Genomic DNA, 21,558 nt, shown 5'->3' with positions numbered 1-21,558 from the left:
TTATTCTGCGTCTGCTGTCACACCCCAAGATTTGTTAGGTGTTGCTCCCATTACTAATTTGAGCTCACCACCAGCGGTGATCTGCTCGTGCGTAATGCTGGTTTGATTAAATTCCTCGCCATTCAAAGTAGCCGACTGGATGTAGAAATTTTCTTCGGAAACGCCTTCGGCTGTAATAGTAAAGGTTTTTCCTGACGGAAGATTGATCGTTGATTTTGCATAAACCGGACTACCTATTTCATAAGCGGCACTTGCAGGATTAAAAGGATATAACCCCATAGAACTCCACACATACCAAGCTGACATTTGACCGGCATCTTCATTACCACTCAAGCCATTTGGAGTAGTGTTGTATTGTGTTTTAAGAATGTGGTTGATCCAATATTGTGTTCTCCAGGGTTTCCCCGCACGGTTGAACAAATAAGCAATGTGATGACTTGGCTCATTACCGTGTGCGTACTGCCCAATTAATCCCGAAATATCTGCAGAAGTAAAATCTCCCGTGATCTCAGAACTTTCAGTAAAAAGCTGCTCAAGCATTCCGGTAAACGGCTCAGTGCCGCCGTGTAGTTTAATAAAATTATCAGTATCGTGAAGCACAAACCAGCTGTGTTGCCACGCGTTACCTTCGGTATAATCTGTGTTTTCACGGTGTCTCGAGAACTTAGGATCAAACGGCTCGTGCCACTGTCCTGTAGAAGATTTTCCGCGCATAAAGCCGGTTTCAGGATCGTATAGCTTTTCGTACGACTTAGAACGCTCGTTGAAGTACTGATAATCTTCTTCATGACCTAAAGCTTTGGCCATTTGCGCAACGCACCAGTCGTTATACGCGTATTCTAAATTAAAAGTGACGCTTTCATCAATTTTATCAAAAGGAATATAACCGTATTCTTTTAAGAATTCGAGTCCGCGCTCATCACGCATTTGGGTGTTTTTCATCGCCTCATACGCCTTTTCCGCATCAAAACCTTTAATCCCTTTAAAGTACGCATCAGCAATAACCGGAATCGCGTGATTACCCGTCATCGTGTTGGTTTCGTTTCCGTAGAGCGTCCAGACCGGCAAACTTTTATGCACCTCATAATAGGTAAGCATGGAGTTTATGATATCGCTAGTTTTTTCAGGCTCTAAAAGACTTAACAATGGATTTTCGGCACGGAAGGTATCCCAAAGCGATAAGGTAGAATATGCGGTAAAATCTGCGTCGATGATACTGTCATTTTCCTGACGGAATTGCCCATTAACATCGCTAAACGTTACCGGAGCGATCTGCGTATGATATAAGGCCGAATAAAAAATCGTCTTTAAAGAATCGGTTGGAGTTTCAACAACAATATGCTCAAGTTGCTTTTCCCAGATCTTTTTAGCTTCGGTTTTTGCAGTTTCAAAATCAACATCGGCAGCTTCAGCAAAATTCTCTTTGGCGTTAGCTACACTTACAGAAGAAACCGAAACCTTAACAGTAACATCGCGGCTTCCATCTATATTGAAGAAAAACTGTGCTGCGGTAGTTTTTCCGCTTACACTATCTGCGTCAACCACTTTTTTATCTGCAACCAAAATATGTCGCGCAATAGGTTTTGAGAATTGGGCTACATAAAACACTTTTTGATTTTTTGCCCAACCCGTACTGTGGCGGTAACCGCTAATCGTAGTTTCATTTTCGATCGTGATCGCGGTTTCTGTTGGTGCGTCCCAATTGATCGCAAAACCAAGATCTAACACTACCGAAGCTTCACCGGCACCTTCGTAATTGTATTTTTGAAAACCGGTGCGTTTAGTAGCAGTAAGCCCTACTTTAATCTGCGGATCTTCAAGGTAAACCGAATAATAACCCGGTTCTGCGCTTTCGCGCTTGTGTGAATAGGTCGAGGCATACGGGCGGTCTGCCGGCTTCTCATAACTTCCTGATAGATCAACCTCTTTGTTAGTAGGCATAAACAAGATGTCAGCAAGATCCCCAATTCCGGTTCCGCTTAAATGCAAGTTGCTAAACCCGGAAACAATAGAATCAGAATAGTGATAACCGGAACACCAATCCCAACCGTTAGTACCGTTATCAGGACTCACCTGAACCATCCCGAAAGGTACGGTAGCACCGGGATACGTGTGCCCGTGGCCGCCGGTACCGATGAACGGATCTACCTGCGCGGTAAGATTCAAGTCCGTTTCAAGTTCGGTTTGTGGTTCTGCATCATTCTTACACGAAGCAAGGGTTAAAATTGCGATTAAGAAAAAGGATTTCTTTAACATTTGAATACGTTTTTTAGCCTGCAAAGGGTTAATCTGTTAAGATTTTTAATAAATATGTGATATATTATCCCCGTTTCTGACTTTTATTAGACTAACGACAGTTCTCAAAAGCTAAACAGCTTAAAAACCAACTTTTGACTTATGCCCCTACGCAATTCTTTCAAAAATAACTTCTTGCTTAATGCAACTACGGGTTATAAAATTAACCTGACGCATCACGTGATTTTTTGGTTGGTCTATTTCCTGTTTAATTTTTTGCGTTGGGGAAGTTATTACAATGATTATTTCTACTCGTTTAAAGCGAATCTTCTAGGCTTTCCCATTCACATAAGCCTCACGTATTTTACGATCTATGTACTCATCCCGATGTTTATCTACAAGCGTAAATATGTACTTTTTACGTTGAGCCTTATCAGTGCTATTTTTATAATGGTGATCATAAAATACGAGCTTACCTATTTCTTGATTAGCAATAACGTATGGCCCGAAGGTCCCGAAGAAACTACCAGTCTGGGTGTTAATTATGTGGTGGTGATGATGCTGGGAGAATTGTATGTGATTTCCTTTGGTACTGCCATTAAGATCACTATAGATTGGCTTCGCGAAAGACAACTTGCAGCAAGTTTAGCTAAATCAAATCTGGAGACCGAACTGCGCTTTTTGCGCTCGCAGATCTCCCCACATTTTTTCTTCAATACTTTAAATAACATCTATTCTTTAAGTCTTGAAAAGTCTGAAAGCACTCCCGAAACTATCTTGAAACTTTCTGACTTGATGCGGTATTTACTGTATGAGACCAAAGAAAAAAGACAGCCTCTGGTCAAAGAGATCAAGTTTATTCAAAATTATCTCGACTTGGAGCGGATTAGATACAACAAAAAACTGGATCTAAAGTTTGAGGTTACAGGCAATCCTAAAGGCAAAAAAATTGCTCCCATGCTGCTCATTCATTTTATTGAAAACGGCTTTAAGCACGGTGCGAGTAAAAATATTGGCAAGGTAAAGATCACGATCGATCTCACGATAGAAGGTTCTTTTCTATATTTTAGAATGAGTAATACCCTGCCTCAAAAAGAGTTGCAAAACAAAATACCAAATGCCGGCGGAATCGGTATCGAAAATGTTGAAAAACGCCTTAAATTGGGCTACGGCGCTCAAGATTACGCGCTGAAGATTTACGAAGAAGACGGTGAATATAAAGTATATTTAAAATTAAGATTATTATGAGTTTAAGATGTGTGATCATAGACGATGAACCCCTAGCCATCAATGTGATTAAAAATCATATTGCACAACTTAAAGGTCTGGAAATTATTAAAACATTTGACAATGCGATCGAGAGCCTAGACTTCTTACGCACCACTGAGATCGATCTGCTGTTTCTAGATATCAATATGCCGGTACTTGACGGACTAAGCTTTTTAAAAAGCCTAGACAATAAGCCTATGGTGATTATAACCACGGCGCACGAGGAGTACGCCGTTGAAGGTTTTGAACTTGAAGTACTTGACTATCTCGTAAAACCCATCTCTTTGCCTCGCTTTTTAAAGGCTACCAATAAGGCGATCGCAAAAACTCAGGAGGCTCCTAAAAGCATTACGGAAAACGAATCGATCTTTGTTAAGGTTGATAAGAAGAAGATGAAAAAAGTATACCTTGACGACATTCTTCTAGTAGAAAGTCTCAAAGATTATATCAAGATAATTACCCTAAATGGCAACTACGTGGTCCATCAAACCTTGGGAAGTTTTACTGGCGAATTACCTAGCACTCAGTTTGTGCGTATTCACCGCTCCTACACCGCCAATATCAATAAAGTTGATGCCGTTGAAGGCAACAGTGTTGAGATTGCAAACAAGCGTTATACCATAGGTCGTAATTATTTAGAAGACGCAAAAAATGCCATACTTCGCAATCAGTCTGGCAATTAAATTGTTAAAGTTTTAAAGCTAAAGCAAAGAATTCAAAGGTTTTAGGATGTTAAAATAGTTAACATTCTGCCAAGGGTTATTTCGCTATTTTTGGTTTTAAACTTTAACCGTATGAATAACCTTAATAAACTATATCTAATTCTAGTCTGCACATTTTCAGCGCTTGGCGTGCAGGCACAAGATCAAGTTTCGTTACAAATTATAAAAGAGCGCGATTCGTTACTGCTTAACCTTAACAAGCAATTAGAAGATAATGCGATTAAACTGAAATCGCTTCAAGGCGAGTTTTCTGACCTCAACCCTAACCGCACCAGTCAACGTCTGGGAAGTTTAGACAGTATCATTTCTAAACAGGAAAACCGAATTACTCTACTTGAGAATTCAAGAAAAATTCAGCTAAAACTGAATGGTCAATTGGCCTTTACCGAATTGATGAGCATTCATCGCGATATAAAACCCAGTAACCTGTTACTGTCTTCTCAGGAATTTTTCAGCAAGATCGCGGCGATCAATAACCCAATGAATTATCCGGCCTATGAAGCATGGTTTAAAGAATATCAAGAATGGTATGAGCGCAAAAAAGGTAAAGACAATTGGCTAGATCTGATCAACAAAAGTATTACCGTGCTCAACGAACCGGCTAGTAATGTACCGCTTTACGGATCGCTTTTTCAGACGTTTTCTACCGGAATCACTTCAGCAATGGAAATTGTGGGCGGAACAGGCAGAGACTTACGTGATAAAACTCCAGAAATGCTCAACGTGCTCAACACGGCAAGTCAATTCAGCCAGCAACAAAGCATTATAGACAACGAGTGGAAAAGCATCAACGAGGAGCTTAATAAGCTTGAAAATGAATACAACCGCTTACTTGAAGAGCAAGCCAAATATTACGGCCTAGATATGAGCGCGGTAGCTCAGTATCAGAACGCGACTCTAGACAGCGAGCGTGAAACCCTTAAAAATAAATTCAGAAAATCTATCAATAACAAAATCTCTGAATGGGAAAAGCAAGGCAATAAAGACTGGCTAACCGAAGTAGAGCGTTTTATGGTAAAAACGCAGTCGTTGCGTCAACGCTTTGGCCAACTTACCCTGCGTATGAAAAGCAATATTGGCAAATATCAAGAGCTGATCACGCATTTTTCTAAAAACGACAGTTTTGCCGAAGAGTTCAGAACCAAACTAAGAGATCTGGAGAGCAGTATTGATCAGGTAGATTCTAACTTCAATGCAGTGTTTAATCCTTCAAAATATATCGAAGATTCTGCGGTAATGTATATCACACAATAAACAATCTGGCTATGAAAAAACTACAGAAAGAAGACATTAAACAAGAAGTTTTTGACCTTTATGATGCTTATGCACACAATAAATTAGAGCGAAGAGAATTTGTTGAACGGCTTTCTATGTTTGCCGTAGGAAGCATCACGGTGCCTGCCTTACTGAGTTTTTTGATGCCTGATTATGAAACCACCAGACGCATCGCTGCTGACGACCCTAATCTGGATTCTAAATTCATTACTTACAATTCACCAAAAGGCGGCGGGGAAATTAAAGCCCTGCTTTCTAAACCTAAAAACACTACTGAAAAATTAGGCGGAATTGTAGTTGTGCACGAAAACCGCGGTCTAAATCCGTATATCGAAGATACCGCCCGCATCGCCGCACTAGAGGGATTTATAACCATCGCACCTGATGCTTTGAGTCCGCTTGGTGGCTATCCCGGCAATGATGATGACGGTCGTGCGATGCAGCGCAAAAGAGACAGCAAAGAGATGCTTGAAGATTTTATTGCGGCTTATGAGTACCTGATGAATCACGAGGATTGCAACGGAAACGTCGGTGTGGTAGGTTTTTGTTTTGGCGGTTCTATCTCTAATATGATGGCGGTAAAAGTGCCTACTTTAAAAGCTTCGGTGCCTTTTTACGGCGGTCAACCTACAGAAGATATTGATCAAATTCAAGCCCCGCTTTTGCTACAGTATGCCGGGCTAGACGAGCGCATTAATGCCGGTTGGCCAGACTATGAAGCCAAACTGAAAGAGCACAACAAAGAATATGGGATGTTCTTATATCCTGATGTAAATCACGGTTTTCATAACAATACCACACCACGCTATGACAAAGCAGCCGCTGAACTGGCTTGGGAACGTACAATAGCCTTTTTTAAAGAGCATTTGTTTTAGAAGACCAAAATCAGAAATTGCTTATTTCTCATATTTTAAACGATTTCGTTTCCATTTATTAGCCAAAAAGCGCTATTAGTCGAATTAGTTCTCAGGTTTTAAGATGCTTTATAATATTTACAGCATCCTAATCAACCATCCCATGAGACGTAACTTTCTGTATTTTTCCTGTTTTCTATGCCTTTTAAGTATTCAAGTTTTAAGTGCTCAAGAGCGCTATGAATTGAATACAGATTGGTTTTGCAATCCTATCAGCGATACCAAAGAAAACGGCAACACAATCTCCCAACCTGATTTTAAGCTAAAAAGATGGATGCCTGCGACCGTTCCGGGAACAGTGCTAACTACGTTGCTTAATAATGAAAAAGTTCCTGATCCGTTCTACGGAATGAACAACAACAAGATCAAGGATATTTATGATACCGAACGGGAATATTACACCTACTGGTTCACTAAAGATTTTGAGGAAACCGCAGCTCCGGGCGAACAAGTCTGGTTAAAATTCAGAGGAATCAACTACAGCGCTGATGTATATTTAAATGGTAAGAAAGTAAATCAAACGCCCTTTAAAGGAATGTATCTGCGTAGGGAATTTAATATCACTTCCCTTCTCAATAAAAGCGGCAAAAACAGACTTGCTGTTTTAGTACATCCGGCAGATGAAGTGGGCAATCCTAACGGAGGTCAAGGTGGCGACGGAACCATTGCTAAAGGTGTAGCGCTGCAATACACCGCCGGCTGGGACTGGATTCAACCGGTACGGGATCGTAACACCGGGATTTGGGATAAAGTGTTTATCGAAAAAACAAAATCGGTAAACCTTAAGAATCCACATATTGTGACTTTGGTTCCCGGAAAACGCTTGCCGGGCGAAACGCAAGAACCTGCTACACTACAAGTTTCAGCCGAATTGCAAAACACACAAAACACACCGGTAAGCGGGACATTACAATACCAACTCAACGGTAAAACTATTAAGACACCGGTAACGCTTTCCGCGAAAGAAACTAAAGAAATCGCACTTCCTGATTTCAGTTTAGAAAACCCAAAATTGTGGTGGCCCAGTGGTTATGGCGCTCAAAACTTGTACGATTTAAATCTTGAATTTGTTGTCGCAGATCAAGTTTCTGATAGCGAACACTTACAATTTGGGGTACGTGAAATACAAACGAGCTGGAATGCGCATACCCGCAGTAAAGAGATCGCCGTCAATGGACAAAAAATCTTTATTAAAGGAGGTAACTGGATCATTTCAGATGCGATGCTTCGGTTTTCTGAAGAACGTTATGATGCAGAGATTCGTTTTCATAGAGATATGAACTTAAACCTGATCAGAATTTGGGGGGGAGCTTTGCCGGAGCGTCCTGAATTTTATGAGGCTTGCGACAAATACGGCTTGCTGGTGATTCAGGATTTCTGGATGTCTGGCGACTGCAACGGGCGCTGGGTTGACCCTATGAAAAAAGAAGATCAGTGGACGCGCAGACAATATCCTGACGATCATAATTTGTTTATCGAGTCGGCTGCAGATGCTATCAAAATGCTCCGCAATTACGCTTCATTGGCGATCTGGTGTGGCGGTAATGAGATCACTCCGCCAGCCGATATTTTAAGCGCGCTTAAAGATTCAATCTTGCCAAAATACGACAATACCCGTTGGTTTATAGACTACTCAAATTCTGATGAAATGTCGTACAATTTTAAAGGCGGAAACGGCGATGGACCCTACGGCATTCAAAACATCAACACCTTCTGGGGTGAGCGCACGTGGCCTTTTAATTCTGAAGTAGGCTCGGTAGGAACCGGTGACGCGGTCTCTTTAAAACGCTTTTTACCGGAAGATCATCAAGTGATTCCGCAGGAATTAGAAGGTACCGAAAAAGTGGAAGACGAAGTATGGAGCTACCATAAATACATAGATTATGGCGACGCTATGGAACCGTACGGAAGTCCGAAAGATATGGATGATTTTGCCACCAAAGCGCAACTGGTAAATTACAACCAATATCGCGGTTTAATGGAAGGCTTTTCTTCTCATATGTGGGATTGGTATACCGGTGTGATCATCTGGAAAACCCAAAACCCGTGGACTGCCTTACGCGGTCAGATGTATGATTATTATCTGGATCCTAACGCTTGTTTATATGGTTTACGTAGCGGGAGCGAACCTGTACACGCGATGTATGATCCTGTTGAGCAAAACATAATGATCGTCAACAACTCGTTTGTGCAACAGCACGATCTTATGCTGCGTTTAACTGCCTATGATATGGAAGGCAACAGCAAAATGATCACGCAAGTTTTTAATTACATTGAGCCTTCAAGCGTGCGTCAAATTATGTCTATAGCGCGTTATATTAAAGTACTTGGGGCTGAAGAGGGGATGTTTTTATCAGTTCAATTGCTTGATGTAGACCAGGAATTGGTGAGTGATAATTTTTACTGGCTGCCTGATGCTAGCGGAACTTATTCCGGATTACAAAGTATGGACAAGGCGCAACTTTCAGCTAAAGCAAAGAAAATCTCAGCTACTGAAATTGAATTAACGCTAACCGCTGCTGAAGAATTTCCGGTGGCATTTTTTAACAGAATTTCGTTGATCGATGCTAAAACCGGCGAGCGCTTACTACCCACATTTTTTAGTGACAACTATGTATCTGTAACCCCCGGCGATGAAAAGAAAATCACCCTGAGCTTTGATCAACTTAAAAATACTGACGCAAAAATTGAGATCGAAGGGTGGAATGTACCAAAACAAACCCTCGACCTCAACTAAAATATACGACACACTAAGATTTAAAAAGTCGGCAGCAACGCCGGCTTTTTTTTGTTGGCATTAAACTTTAACCTCAATTTAAAATAGAACAACTGCGGGCTGCATAACTTTAAATACAAAAGAAAACTTATGAAATTTAATTATGTAGGCGATACCGGTCTTATGGTATCTGAGCTGTGTTTTGGGACAATGACCTTTGGCGGAGTAGATGCCGGAACGTGGAGCCAGATCGCATCGGTACCTCAAAAGGAAGTAAACCAGATGCTCAAAGCAGTATTTGACGCCGGAATCAATTTTATTGACACGGCTAATGTGTATTCCTTTGGGCAATCAGAGCAATTACTAGGACAAGGACTGAAAGATCTGGGAATCAATCGCGATGAAGTTGTGGTCGCAACTAAAGTTTTGGGACCTATGAGTGAAAGTCCTAATGACGTAGGTCTTTCTCGCTATCATATCTTCAATTCGGTTGATGCGAGTTTAAAGCGTTTACAGCTGGATCACATTGATATTTTATATGTGCACGGTGTAGATGCCAAAGTGCCGGTAGAACAAATTTTACAATCGCTGAATGATATCGTCGCTACCGGAAAAGTGCGTTATATCGCCATTTGCAACTGGCCGGCGTGGATGGTGGCTAAAGCACAAGCCATCGCAGCGCATAAAGGCTGGCAAAAATTCATCGGACTGCAATATTATTACTCGGCTGTTTCAAGAGATATTGAGACCGAATTGGTCCCGATGGCTCAAGATCATAATCTGGCGATTTTTCCTTGGAGTCCGTTAGCGGGTGGTTTCCTTACCGGAAAATATTCTCGAGAAGGCAGCAGTGAAAAAGGATCCCGAAGAGCCGACTTTGACTTTCCGCCTATTGATAAGGACAAAGCGTTTAACTTGGTTGATGTGATGCAAGAACTCGCAACTGTGCATCAGGTTTCCGTAGCAGAAATTGCCTTAGCTTGGGTGCGCCATCAAAAAGGCGTGACCAGCACGATCATTGGCGCAAAAACCATAGACCAACTTCAATCAAACATCAAGTCTACCAAAATCAATTTAAGCAAAGAAAATCTAGAAAAAATAGATGCGGTAAGTCCAAAACCAAAGCTGTATCCCGGTTGGATGGTACAACGCCAATCTAGGTACAGACAGTAAGCTTTTATAAACAAAAAAACCTCTGATTTTCATCAGAGGTTTTTTTTGTACAGGCGGAGAGACTCGAACTCTCACACCTTGCGGCACTAGATCCTAAGTCTAGCGTGTCTACCAATTCCACCACGCCTGCATACTATTTTTAACGTACTTAGGACTCCCGTTAAAAACTTGCATCTTTATCTCTAAAAATGCGAGTGCAAATATAGGAAAGATTTTGAATATGAAAATCATTTTTGAAATAAATTTTTATGCTTTGTTTATATAATTTTTAGCAGTCTCTTATTCAGCAGCCTTCAAGACCTAATTAAGCTTTGTAGATTTGTTAGGAAATCATTCCTTAGCCATTCTGTATTTTTGCAACCAAGCACATAAAACATATGAAAGACATAAAAACTTACGTAGATAAACATCAAAAACGTTTTCTCGACGAACTTATAGCACTCCTCAAAATTCCTTCTATCAGCGCAGATAAAGCCTATAAAAAGGAGGTGTTTAACACTGCAGACGCCGTAGCAGAACGCCTTAAAGAAGCGGGTTGTGACCTTGTAGAAATTTGTGAAACTCCCGGTTATCCCATTGTCTATGGAGAGCTAATTAAAGACAAAAACCTACCTACCGTCTTGGTTTACGGGCATTATGACGTACAACCGCCAGATCCATTAGACTTGTGGGACAGCGCTCCTTTTGAACCCGTAATCAAAAAAACAGAGCTGCATCCCGATGGAGCTATTTTTGCACGTGGCGCCTGTGATGACAAAGGGCAGATGTATATGCACGTCAAGGCCTTAGAATATATGACGCAGAATGACGACCTGCCGTGTAACGTGAAGTTTATGATCGAAGGCGAAGAAGAAGTAGGTAGCGAAAACCTGGGTTGGTTTATTGCCCGCAATCAGGAAAAGCTAGCCAACGACGTGATCTTGATCTCAGACACAGGAATGATCGCTAAAGATACACCAAGCATCACCACCGGTCTACGCGGACTCAGCTATGTGGAGGTTGAAGTTACCGGGCCTAACCGCGATTTACATAGCGGACTTTACGGCGGTGCGGTGGCAAATCCTATTAACATTTTGACCAAAATGATTGCGTCACTTCACGACGAGAACAACCACATCACCATTCCCGGATTTTACGATAAGGTTGAAGAACTAAGCGCCGAAGAGCGTGCAAAAATGGCTGAAGCTCCTTTTTCACTAGAAAACTATCAGAAGGCGCTTGATATTGATTCGGTTTATGGGGAGGCCGGCTATTCAACTAATGAACGCAACAGCATCAGACCTACGCTCGATGTGAATGGTATTTGGGGTGGTTATATTGGTGAAGGTGCAAAAACCGTAATCGCCAGTAAGGCATATGCAAAAATAAGTATGCGCCTGGTTCCCGATCAGGACTGGAAAGAAATCACCGAACTTTTCAAAAAGCATTTTGAGAGCATTGCACCAAAAGGCGTGCGTGTAAAGGTTAAACCACATCACGGCGGACAAGCCTACGTAACCCCAATAGACAGTTTAGGCTATCAGGCTGCTGAGAAAGCGTACGAAAAAACCTTTGGTAAAACCCCTATCCCACAACGTAGCGGCGGAAGTATTCCAATTGTATCGTTGTTTGAGCGCGAACTCAACAGCAAAACCATTTTAATGGGCTTTGGTCTGGACAGCGATGCGATCCACTCGCCTAACGAGCATTTTGGCGTATGGAATTTCTTTAAAGGCATTGAAACGATTCCGCATTTTTACCACGAGTTTACCAAGCTTAAAATGGCAGAGAAGTAAATTAAAGATTTAGGCGTGACCCCTCGAAAATGCGGGGTCGGGCTTTTGGCAGTCGCTTTTTGCAAAAAAGCAAAAGAGCTCCAACAATGCCTCAATCCCTCACGCAAGGTTTCGGTAATCAGTGTCGGTTTTCAATTTTCGGCACTCAGATCCTTTAAACCTTGACTTGAAATAAAAATGGATCTCGACTGCGCTCGATCTGACATTGAATAACTGTAATACATCAGATTTCTAAACTAAAAAACCCGTATAATGTACGGGTTTTTTAATTTTCAATTTTGAACCTTGAATTCTAAATCCTTATCTGTGCATATTTCGCTTGGATAAACATAAACACGGCATAAGCGACAAGACCGAGCGCTACGATACCCATCACAGCAGCGCCAAAATTATCTTGTAAAAAATCAAAAGCAGCTACTTTTCCGCCGGCATCTGCTCCGTTTCCTAAGGCTACTTTGAAAAATAAAAAGGCTAAAATTCCGGAAACGATTCCTCTTGAAGTAAATCCGATTTTCCCGGCACGAATTAGAGCTTTACGCTCTTTTTGACTAAGACTGCTTTCTTTAACGTCTTCTCTAAATTTACCCGAGTAGGCTTTGTAAATTTGAAAAAGTGCTTTTCCTAAAAGACAAAGCGCCACAAAACCGATTATATAAGCTCCGTAAGGTTTTGACATCAAGGTAGAAACCGCAGAATTACCACCAGATCCAGAACTACCGGAAACAATCATTTTAGCAGCTGTAAAGCCTAAAGCTCCGTAGAATATTCCACTTACGATAAAACCGGCGCGTTTTATAAAACCTTTGGCTTCACTCCAAGAAGCCCCGGGACCATTGACCGGCTCATAAATACGATAGAACGCGTAGCCAAATAAACCAATCGCCAAAGCGCCTAACAAAACCTGACCAAAAGGTTGCCCCGCAAGAAATTGTAATGCATTATCACTGCCACTTTTAGAACCGCCTAAATTAAACGCGGCCATTGCAGTTAAAACACCTATTAGTGCATACACCGCACCCTTTGCTACCATCCCTGCTCGGGCAAGTTTTTCTTTTTTATTATTCATCGATTTGGAAATTAGTTAGTTACCGCCAAACTATTGATTGTCGTCAATATCTGCTCCCAATCCGATGTTATAATAAACTAAACGAAGTGCTAAATCTTCTTTACATAATCTGTCACCAAGACGATTTGCTGTCCGTCAACTTTACCTTCAATATATTTTTCATTTTCGTGATCTAGCGAGATTCGGCGTACAGCGGTACCTTGTTTAGCCACCATACTGCTACCCTTGACCTTAAGATCTTTAATCAACACCACAGAATCGCCTGCTTCTAAAACAACACCGTTACTGTCGCGATGTACCAAACCTTTGGTTTCCGTTTCATCAGAAATTCCGGCTTTTGCCCAATCTTTTACAGTTTCTTCCATATACATCATATCTAGCAAATCTTGCGGCCAACCTTCGGCTCTTAGTTGGTGTAGCATACGATAAGCTACGACTTGTACCGCCGGAACCGTGCTCCACATACTGTCGTTTAAACAGCGCCAATGATTGGGGTCTATTGCGGCTTTATCTTCAAGCTGCATGCGACATGTTTCTGAAATAAAAATATGGGTTTGCACCTCGGGTAGATCTGGCGAATTAGGAACCGCATAAATATCAAGATCCTCGGTGCTTCCACTCAATTCACATACATTACCACTACGGTCTCTTAAGTCTTGTTCTAGGCTCATAAATGAAATAATTGTTCAAAACGTAAAAGTACAGCTATTGTAAAAGTTGGCGTTAAGGAATGTATTTAAAAGCATCCAGCTTTTTTATGGTCGCCAATTTGCGGTTAAAAGTGCCTGTACTTCCTAAGCTTTTGCGAATTTCAAGAAGTAAAACCCTGTACATCAATAAAATATTTTACTCTACATTTGTAGAATTAAAATTTATTTCTACATTTGTAGAACACATTCTAAAAATGTAGAAGCTATGAGTCTTTCTAATGCCGAAGAACAATTGATGCAAATTTTATGGAAATTGGATAAAGCCTTTATGAAGGAACTCATAGAAGCCTACCCCGAACCTAAACCGGCAACTACCACTGTGGCCACTTTGCTTAAACGAATGCAAGACAAAGGTTTTGTAGATTATGTGCAATATGGGAGATCGCGAGAATATTTTCCGCTAGTAAAGAAAAACAAGTATTTCTCAAAGCAAGTCAATGGAATGATCAAAAATTTCTTCAACGACTCTGCCGCGCAGTTTGCTTCGTTCTTCACGCAAGAAACCGATTTGACGCAGCAAGAATTAGAAGAACTTAAAAAACTGATTGATGAACGCTTAAAATCTCAAAAGTAATGGCAGCCTACCTCATCAAATCTATATTGTGCCTTCTGGTTCTTTGGGGCTTTTATAAAGTAGCTCTAGAGCAAACCGCTGCGCACCACTTTAAACGCTTCTATTTATTGGGAAGTTTGGCAATCTCGGTCGCATTACCCTTAGTCACTTTTAGTTATACGGTTGAAGTTGCACCGCAACCCGTTGGAGCCGAGACCCATTTTGAACCGGCTGCTTTTACAGAAGCTCCAATTACCACACGAACTGCCCAATCAACAAATTGGCTGCTCCTTAGTTTAGCACTCGTTTATGGTGCAGGTGTGCTGCTTTTGGGTTTCCGGTTTTTGTGTAATCTGTTGCGCTTACGCGAAAAGGTGCGCCGTAACGAGCACATCAAAGCGACCTCGCATATCAATGTACTACTGCTAGAACAAGTGGTTCCGCATTCGTTTCTAAAGTATATTTTTCTACCGAAAACCGACTTTAAAAACAACACGCTTCCTGCCGAAGTCTTACACCACGAGCAAGCGCACGTTATTCAAAAACACAGTTGGGACATTCTTCTTATCGAATTTCTTCAGGTCGTGTTTTGGTTCAATCCGGTGTTGATGTTACTTAAAAAAAGTGTGGCGCTCAATCACGAATTTCTGGCAGATCAAGCTGCTCTAGACCAAAATAATAACCTTACTAATTATACCAATCTTTTATTTAACTATTCGGGAGGTGCTCATCACACCGCGTTAAGTAGCCCGATCAATTATTCATTAACTAAAAAACGAATTCTTATGTTATCAAAAACCCGTTCGGTCAAAAAGCTGACCGCCCGTATCGCACTCTTTGTGCCCGTTCTTGCGCTTTGCGTTTATTTCTTTAATCAAGAAATTGTGGCAAAGCCGGTAGTACTAAAAGAGTCTAGTTCTATGTTGGGAAAATGGATTGATCGAAAAAACGAGTTTACGCAATTCACAATCTACAATCAGAATGAACAACTCTGGATGAAGTTTCATAAAGATACTTTTGAATTGAGTCCCGAAGGGAAAAACCTTTATAATTTAGTTTGGAAGAATAAACCAAGTTCAGCTAGTAAAAAGCAGTTATTCTTAAGCTTTAAACCTGAAAACAACGAACTCCTCTTAAATGACAACAGCTTTATTCGCCCTGAAAATACCTATGGAAAAATTTTTACTGGTGATTGGGAGGGTATTGATATTGATCAGAAATTCTATGTACGTTCAGAAAACGGTAGCACCATCTGGACTATAGAAGATCAATTTGGCACAAATAGGTATTATCCAATCTTAACTTCCACAGGGTTTTATTTTACTTATGGCAACAAGGATGTTTACTTTACAGTTGATGGAAATCGTATGACGAGCTCAGAAGGCTTTACTTATAAAAAGGTCAAAGAAGCTCCTAAGCTTATAACGGTATATGTTATAAATAATCGCGTAAGTCTAATTAGCCAGTCAAGTTCAAAAGATAAACTTGTAGAGCATCTGAATGCAATTACAGCAGACTGGTCACCTGAAAGCTACAAAAACTATATCCTTGATGTAAAAGCACAGGACGGAATGAATCGATTTCTTAAAGAACTGAATAAGGAATTTCTAAAGACTAATCTATACAAAATCAATTCATCTCAAGACTTATTGTCTGAAACATCAACCATCCAAACTGAAAAAGTCCTTAACATCACCGTTACCGGCTCTGATGTTTATCTAAATGGAAAGGAAACTACCGTTGAAACTTTTGCAAACGACATTGATGCCTTGAGTAAAAACTGGACCTTAAGCGAAAAGAAAAATTACAGCGTACACGTGCGAACATCAAATCCTGCGGCCAATCTTTGGCAAAAACTACAAGAAGCTTTTGAAACAACTGCATTATATAAGGCTAATCCCAAAGGTTTGGTTCCACCTCCGCCACCACCTGCGCCTGCACCCCCAAAGGCCGGTTCTATTCCTCCGCCTCCACCACCGCCGTCAACTAATTCAATTTTTGAAGAGGTGACCGTACAAGGTCTTCCTGCACCACCACCTCCACCGCCTGCACCTAAAGAAATGGTACGCTTAGCGAAAGACAACATTTACTATAACGACAAAAAGATTTCTGCTGAAAAAGCTCAGGAACTTATTGAGAACAGTGATGCTTATAACTTAATGTTTAATTCTAACAAGGGTAGTCATGTATTGATCATCAAAGACAAGAATTAAAGCGTTCAACACATCGCAGTCGCATCAAAAACTTACCTCTTCTGGGGTAAGTTTTTTTTATCACAATACTTTCCTACGTTTCAGCGTTTTAGCATTTCACCATTTGCTTTGAATTTTAATTACTAATCGCGACTTTTAACACTCATCAATCATCATATCATGCTTAAAAAATTCTTTATTCTTTGCTCAGGAGCAGACCATGTGCTTCTAGATTCTTGTGCTCCCGGCGAGCAAAATAAATATGCCGGTATTGGCGCTACCGTATTTTTCACTGCGCTAATGGCGTTCATCGCTTCAGGCTATGCATTGTACACGGTTTTTGACAGTATTTCAATGGCAGTAGCTTTTGGTTTTGTCTGGGGATTACTCATCTTTAATTTGGATCGCTTTATTGTTTCCACCATTAAAAAACGGGATAATTTCTTAGACGAATTTCTCCAAGCATTGCCGCGTTTGATTCTTGCCGTAATAATCGCTGTAGTGATCTCAAAACCACTCGAACTTAAAATTTTTGAGAAGGAAATTGATCGTGTGTTATTAGAACAGAAAAACGACCTAACCCTCGCCAATCAAAATCAGATCGCGGACCAATTTACTCCGGCTGTCGCTGCTTTAGATTCCGAAATTGAACAATTAAAAGGCGAAGTCACTACCAAAGAAGCAGAAGTGAATGCGCTCTATGATATTTACATCACAGAAGCCGAAGGTACTTCCGGTACCGGAAAACTAGGTAAAGGTCCGGTTTATCAGGAAAAACGAGAAAAACACGATGCCGCTCTGGCAGAACTGCAACAGTTGAAGCAAACCAATGCTGAAAAGGTCGCTGCACTCGAACTCGAGAAAGACAACCTAGCTGCTGATTACGAAACCCGCGTAACCGAAACCCAGCCCATCATTGATAATTTTGACGGTTTAATGGCGCGTATTGACGCTTTAGAAACCTTGCCTTGGCTCCCATCATTTTTCATCTTTTTACTGTTTCTAGCCATTGAAACCACACCGATTTTTGCCAAGCTTATTTCCCCAAAAGGAGAATACGATCTTAAGCTATCAGATGCTGAAGGCGAACTCAAATCGTGGACGACGCAAAAAGCCAATCAGCGTAAAAACCTTATTGACGCAGACAACGTCATTAATGATAAAGTTTACGGCGACCTTACTGAGGAAGACGAACTCTACAATTACAAGAAGAAAATGGCTCGAGATCTGATGCAAAAACAGCAAGATGCGTTTTACAAGCGGCAGAGTAAATTACTTTAATTAATACTTTAGATCTATCTCCGGTCGCCCGATAAACAAAGCCTTCTCCATAAAGAGAAGGCTTTTAATTTTAGTAAACTACCTTAGGGCAAGCCTCGGAGTATTAAACCCTTTGGCGGCGCCAATAAAACTCCAGCTCTTAAAATCTACGATCAGGATTGTAAACGCTTAGATCTAACGAAGCTTTTTTGCCATCAATGATTTCTGAAACCAAGAGTCCGGTTCCCGGGCCTAAGCTCCATCCCATCATCGCGTGACCTGCGGCGATGGTTAAGTTTTTCCATTTTGAAGGTCTGCCTATGTACGGTAATCCATCTGGAGTTACCGGTCTCAAACCGCATTGGGCTTCGTCTTTTTCCTGCTCGGAGATCACTACATTATTAAAATACCGTGGCACCGCTTCGGCGATCGCTTCAACACGGGTTTTATTGATGTCGTGATTGATTCCAGCGATTTCCATGGTTCCTGCAAAACGCGTAAAACCATTCATAGGCGTTACCGCAACTTTTGCTTCGCACAAGATCGAAGGTAAGGTGATTCCGGTTTCGGTTGTAGAATTGATGCGGTAGCCTTTACCCGCTTGCATCAAAATTTTCAAGCCTAATTTTTTATTCAACTCGCCGGCCCAAGCTCCAGTTGCCAATATCACTTCATCAGCAACAAAAGTCTTTCCTGATGCGGTTTTTACATTAGAAAGCGTACCGCTTGACGAATCAAAACCGGTTACTTTTTCGTTCTTAACAAAGTGGACTCCTTTAGCCTGCAACAGTGTTTTCAGCTCTTCCATAAATTCGCCCGGAGTAGTATGATGATCGCACTCATAAAACGCCGCACCTTTGATATCTAATTTTGCATTAGGCATTTTTTGCTGAACTTCTTCCGCTGAAAGCATACGCGCTGGCAAACCTTCTTTATTGGCTAAAGCCAAAACATGTGCCTCTTCTTCGAGCATATGTTCGGTTTTGCACAACATAAGTAAACCGTCTTTCTTAAGCTGAAAATTGAAATGTTCTTCTTCTTTAATATCTGAATACAAGTCGCGGGACAACAAATTGATATCTCGAATCGCCGGAATGGCTTTAGTAACGTTTTCTTCTGAACACGAATTGTTGAACGCCATCGTCCACTTGAGAAAATCGGCGTTTAAGCACGGTTTAATATACAACGGACTCTTGCTGCTGAACATCCACTTGATGCCTTGTTGCATCACACCGGGAGCCGCTAACGGAATAATATGGCTAGGTGTCAAATACCCGGCATTCACGTAGGATGCACCAGAATCCATACTTCCTTGGTCGATCACCGTTACTTCGTGCCCCGCTTTTTGAAGATAATAAGCCGAAGACAAGCCTATAATTCCACCTCCAATAATCACACATTTTTTGCTCATAGTTAGTCCAGATTAAAGCCCCAAAGGGTTTGTTTGTCTAGTAAGTTCTCGATGAAATAATTCCATCTTTTTTTCTGAAAATAAGTACTGTATTTCCCGGTATAGCCGTGTCGCTGACTCGGGATGATCAACATATCAAATTGCTTATCGGCTTTGATCAAAGCTTCAGCCAATTTAAATGTCGCTGAAGGGTTTACGTTATCATCGATCCCGCCGTGCACCAGCAAGAGTTTTCCCTTTAAATTAGGTGCCATCGTGATGTTTGAAACTTCCTCGTAACGCTCATCAACAGGATATCCCATATACATTTCGGGCCACCAGGCTTTTTCCATTCTAAAATCGTGATCCCCGCTACTCGCCACTGCCACTTTATAAAAATCAGGAAAAGCCAATACCGCATGCGCCGCATCAAAACCACCTGCAGAATGCCCAAAAATCCCCACACGCTCAGCATCTACATAGGCGTACTTTTCACCCAAGTATTTAATAGCATTCACGTGATCGCGCAGATTATCTCCCATATTCATATAAGAAACATCCCGAAAAGCTTTAGATCTTCCCGCTGTTCCTAGGCCATCAATTGCCACCACGATAAAGCCCAAATTAGCCATCGCCTGATTGCTCAACGCCTGACTGAAACTTTTGGGGAAACGCTGTGTATGCGGACCAGTATAGGTTGCATCAATAACCGGATATTTTGTTGAACTGTCAAAGTTTACCGGCTTCCAAAAGGCGCCATAAATAGGAGTTTTGTCATCTTTACCGGTTAATGTAAATACTTCGGGCATCTGCCAGCCTTCCGCTTCAATTTGTGCTGTATTGGCTGTGGTTAGAGTTGCTGTGATCTTTCCATTCTTCTTGCTGCGCAATACCGTTTTTGTAGGTTGATCTACTTTGGAGATCGCGTCTACAAAATAATCAGCATCCTCAAAAAATGTGATCTCGTGATTTGCATTTTCAGGGGTTAGTTCGCTTATTTTTCCTTTTAAAGAAACCCGATACAATTTCTGATGGTACGGATTCATTGCCGCATCTACACCCGAAGCGGTGTAATAAATCACTTTGTCTTTTTCATCGATGTGCACAATATCGTTTACCACAAATTCCCCGTTAGTCAAAGGCGTGATTTTACCGCTATCCTTATTGACTAAATACAACTGCTTCCAACCCTCACGTTCTGAAATCACCACCAGATCATCCCAACCTTCGATCTCGCGATAGTTAAAATTATCAATACTGGTTTGAGTAGATTCTTCATAAAGCGGCTGTACGGTTTCTTCATCAAGATCAACCACTTTTAAAAATTGCTCTTTATAACCGCGAGAACGATAGGAAGCAATCATTTTATGCGGTTCCTTATCTTGAAATTTCAACCAAATCCCATTGACGTGCACTTTTTTAGGAAGGTCGATTGCCAGCTGCTTTTGGCTTTCTACATCAAAAAATACCGGTTTATACGTCACCATCGTCGTGTCTCCCGGAGAACCGCGATAGTAACTTAATAATTTGGGTTTGTATAAACTGTCTATGCTGTAATCCAGCAGGTACATTTTTTCTGCATTGCGCGTATCTACAACTTGCGTCACGAGGTATTTAGAGTCTGGCGACCATTGCACGCCAAAATGCTTAGGGCGCTCGGTTCCTTCGCCTTCTATGATGTCAAACCAGCCAATACTACTCGCATAATCATAACCCTTTTGACCATCGGTCGTTAACTGAATTTCCTCCTCTGTTTGAGCATCACGAATAAATAAATTATGATCTCGGGTAAAGGCGATCCACTTTTTATCTGGAGATGTGGACTCCATTTGATTGCGCCAATCACGAGAATTTTTAAAAGTTTTTTCTTTACTTTCCTCTAAAGATGTTCCATCCCAGGTGAAGCGTGTATTCTCAAATTCAAAGCTTAAGCCATCATTGGTTTTTTCAATTTTTGAGACCGAAAGCTGAGCTGCATCCTTATCTTCATTCAAAATTTCACTTAAAGCTTTTGCTAATTTTGACTGATCAAAAAGCGGTTGTACTTCAAGATTTTTGAAAGAGAGCGTTTTATATTCCTTACCTGCTTCGGTATAGTTCACAAACCAAATCCCCGAATGATCTTCAAATTCAGCTACTGAAGTCGACAGGTTAAAAACCTTTTTATTCCAAAGGTTAGCATATGTATACGCATTGGCTTGCTCATAATCTGCTAAAGTCATTTGCTCTTGGGCAACACTAGAAAAACTGCTGAACAACAGCCCCACAACAAAGAATAAACTGAATTTTACAAACTTCATAAGCTACA

The 21,558-nt window shown here is 41.1% G+C and carries 15 protein-coding genes and 1 tRNA gene; 10 read left to right on the top strand and 6 right to left on the bottom strand.

The genetic code is table 11. From position 1 onward, the window contains the following. Positions 1 to 2,256, bottom strand: coding sequence for a GH92 family glycosyl hydrolase (locus BUA96_RS07220; RefSeq protein WP_072981718.1), 2,256 nt, complete (start codon positions 2,254 to 2,256; stop codon positions 1 to 3). Between the two features lie 141 nt (positions 2,257 to 2,397). Between BUA96_RS07220 and BUA96_RS07215 the strand changes: the two genes are divergently transcribed. The 6 genes from BUA96_RS07215 to BUA96_RS07190 all read left to right on the top strand — a co-directional run bounded on the left by BUA96_RS07215 (position 2,398) and on the right by BUA96_RS07190 (position 10,304). After that, complete coding sequence (locus BUA96_RS07215) at positions 2,398 to 3,483, top strand: sensor histidine kinase (protein ID WP_072981716.1); 1,086 nt, start codon at positions 2,398 to 2,400, stop codon at positions 3,481 to 3,483. Next, the gene (locus BUA96_RS07210) at positions 3,480 to 4,187 is read left to right on the top strand and encodes a LytR/AlgR family response regulator transcription factor (protein ID WP_072981714.1); all 708 of its coding nucleotides are present in this window, start codon (positions 3,480 to 3,482) and stop codon (positions 4,185 to 4,187) included. Before BUA96_RS07215 ends, BUA96_RS07210 begins: the two co-directional genes overlap by 4 nt. A 111-nt stretch (positions 4,188 to 4,298) precedes the next feature. After that, positions 4,299 to 5,480 carry a hypothetical protein gene (locus BUA96_RS07205; RefSeq protein WP_072981712.1) on the top strand — a complete coding sequence of 394 codons (1,182 nt, stop codon included), beginning with the start codon at positions 4,299 to 4,301 and terminating at the stop codon, positions 5,478 to 5,480. 11 nt (positions 5,481 to 5,491) lie between these two features. Beyond that, complete coding sequence (locus BUA96_RS07200) at positions 5,492 to 6,376, top strand: dienelactone hydrolase family protein (protein WP_072981710.1); 885 nt, start codon at positions 5,492 to 5,494, stop codon at positions 6,374 to 6,376. Between the two features lie 142 nt (positions 6,377 to 6,518). After that, positions 6,519 to 9,152 carry a glycoside hydrolase family 2 protein gene (locus tag BUA96_RS07195; protein ID WP_072981708.1) on the top strand — a complete coding sequence of 878 codons (2,634 nt, stop codon included), beginning with the start codon at positions 6,519 to 6,521 and terminating at the stop codon, positions 9,150 to 9,152. Positions 9,153 to 9,281: 129 nt separating this feature from the next. Continuing rightward, a complete protein-coding gene (locus tag BUA96_RS07190) occupies positions 9,282 to 10,304 on the top strand; it encodes an aldo/keto reductase (protein WP_072981706.1) in 1,023 nt (340 codons plus the stop codon). 48 nt (positions 10,305 to 10,352) lie between these two features. Here the strand turns inward: BUA96_RS07190 and BUA96_RS07185 are convergent. Then, positions 10,353 to 10,434, bottom strand: a tRNA-Leu gene (locus BUA96_RS07185). A 247-nt stretch (positions 10,435 to 10,681) separates the two neighbouring features. Between BUA96_RS07185 and BUA96_RS07180 the strand changes: the two genes are divergently transcribed. Further along, complete coding sequence (locus tag BUA96_RS07180; protein ID WP_072981704.1) at positions 10,682 to 12,079, top strand: dipeptidase; 1,398 nt, start codon at positions 10,682 to 10,684, stop codon at positions 12,077 to 12,079. A 292-nt stretch (positions 12,080 to 12,371) separates the two neighbouring features. Here the strand turns inward: BUA96_RS07180 and BUA96_RS07175 are convergent, their stop codons facing one another. Further along, positions 12,372 to 13,145, bottom strand: coding sequence for a DUF1206 domain-containing protein (locus BUA96_RS07175; RefSeq protein WP_072981702.1), 774 nt, complete (start codon positions 13,143 to 13,145; stop codon positions 12,372 to 12,374). 89 nt (positions 13,146 to 13,234) lie between these two features. Then, entirely contained in the window at positions 13,235 to 13,816 is a 582-nt protein-coding gene (locus BUA96_RS07170) for a PhnA domain-containing protein (RefSeq protein WP_072981700.1), read from the bottom strand. A gap of 244 nt (positions 13,817 to 14,060) precedes the next feature. Between BUA96_RS07170 and BUA96_RS07165 the strand changes: the two genes are divergently transcribed. From BUA96_RS07165 to BUA96_RS07155, 3 genes are all read left to right on the top strand, one after another. Beyond that, complete coding sequence (locus tag BUA96_RS07165) at positions 14,061 to 14,429, top strand: BlaI/MecI/CopY family transcriptional regulator (RefSeq protein ID WP_072981698.1); 369 nt, start codon at positions 14,061 to 14,063, stop codon at positions 14,427 to 14,429. Beyond that, the gene (locus BUA96_RS07160; RefSeq protein ID WP_072981696.1) at positions 14,429 to 16,621 is read left to right on the top strand and encodes a M56 family metallopeptidase; all 2,193 of its coding nucleotides are present in this window, start codon (positions 14,429 to 14,431) and stop codon (positions 16,619 to 16,621) included. Before BUA96_RS07165 ends, BUA96_RS07160 begins: the two co-directional genes overlap by 1 nt. A 159-nt stretch (positions 16,622 to 16,780) precedes the next feature. Continuing rightward, entirely contained in the window at positions 16,781 to 17,881 is a 1,101-nt protein-coding gene (locus tag BUA96_RS07155) for a DUF4407 domain-containing protein (RefSeq protein WP_072981694.1), read from the top strand. A gap of 139 nt (positions 17,882 to 18,020) precedes the next feature. Here BUA96_RS07155 and BUA96_RS07150 read toward each other — a convergent pair whose 3' ends face one another. Both BUA96_RS07150 and BUA96_RS07145 read right to left on the bottom strand, forming a co-directional pair. Continuing rightward, positions 18,021 to 19,271, bottom strand: coding sequence for an NAD(P)/FAD-dependent oxidoreductase (locus tag BUA96_RS07150; RefSeq protein ID WP_072981692.1), 1,251 nt, complete (start codon positions 19,269 to 19,271; stop codon positions 18,021 to 18,023). 2 nt (positions 19,272 to 19,273) lie between these two features. Beyond that, positions 19,274 to 21,550: a S9 family peptidase gene (locus BUA96_RS07145; RefSeq protein WP_072981690.1), complete on the bottom strand. Its 2,277-nt coding sequence runs from the start codon at positions 21,548 to 21,550 to the stop codon at positions 19,274 to 19,276. Positions 21,551 to 21,558: the final 8 nt, after the last annotated feature.

Source organism: Leeuwenhoekiella palythoae (assembly GCF_900130045.1).
Taxonomy (GTDB): Bacteria; Bacteroidota; Bacteroidia; order Flavobacteriales; family Flavobacteriaceae; genus Leeuwenhoekiella; species Leeuwenhoekiella palythoae.
This window is presented reverse-complemented; position numbering and strand designations above follow the sequence as displayed.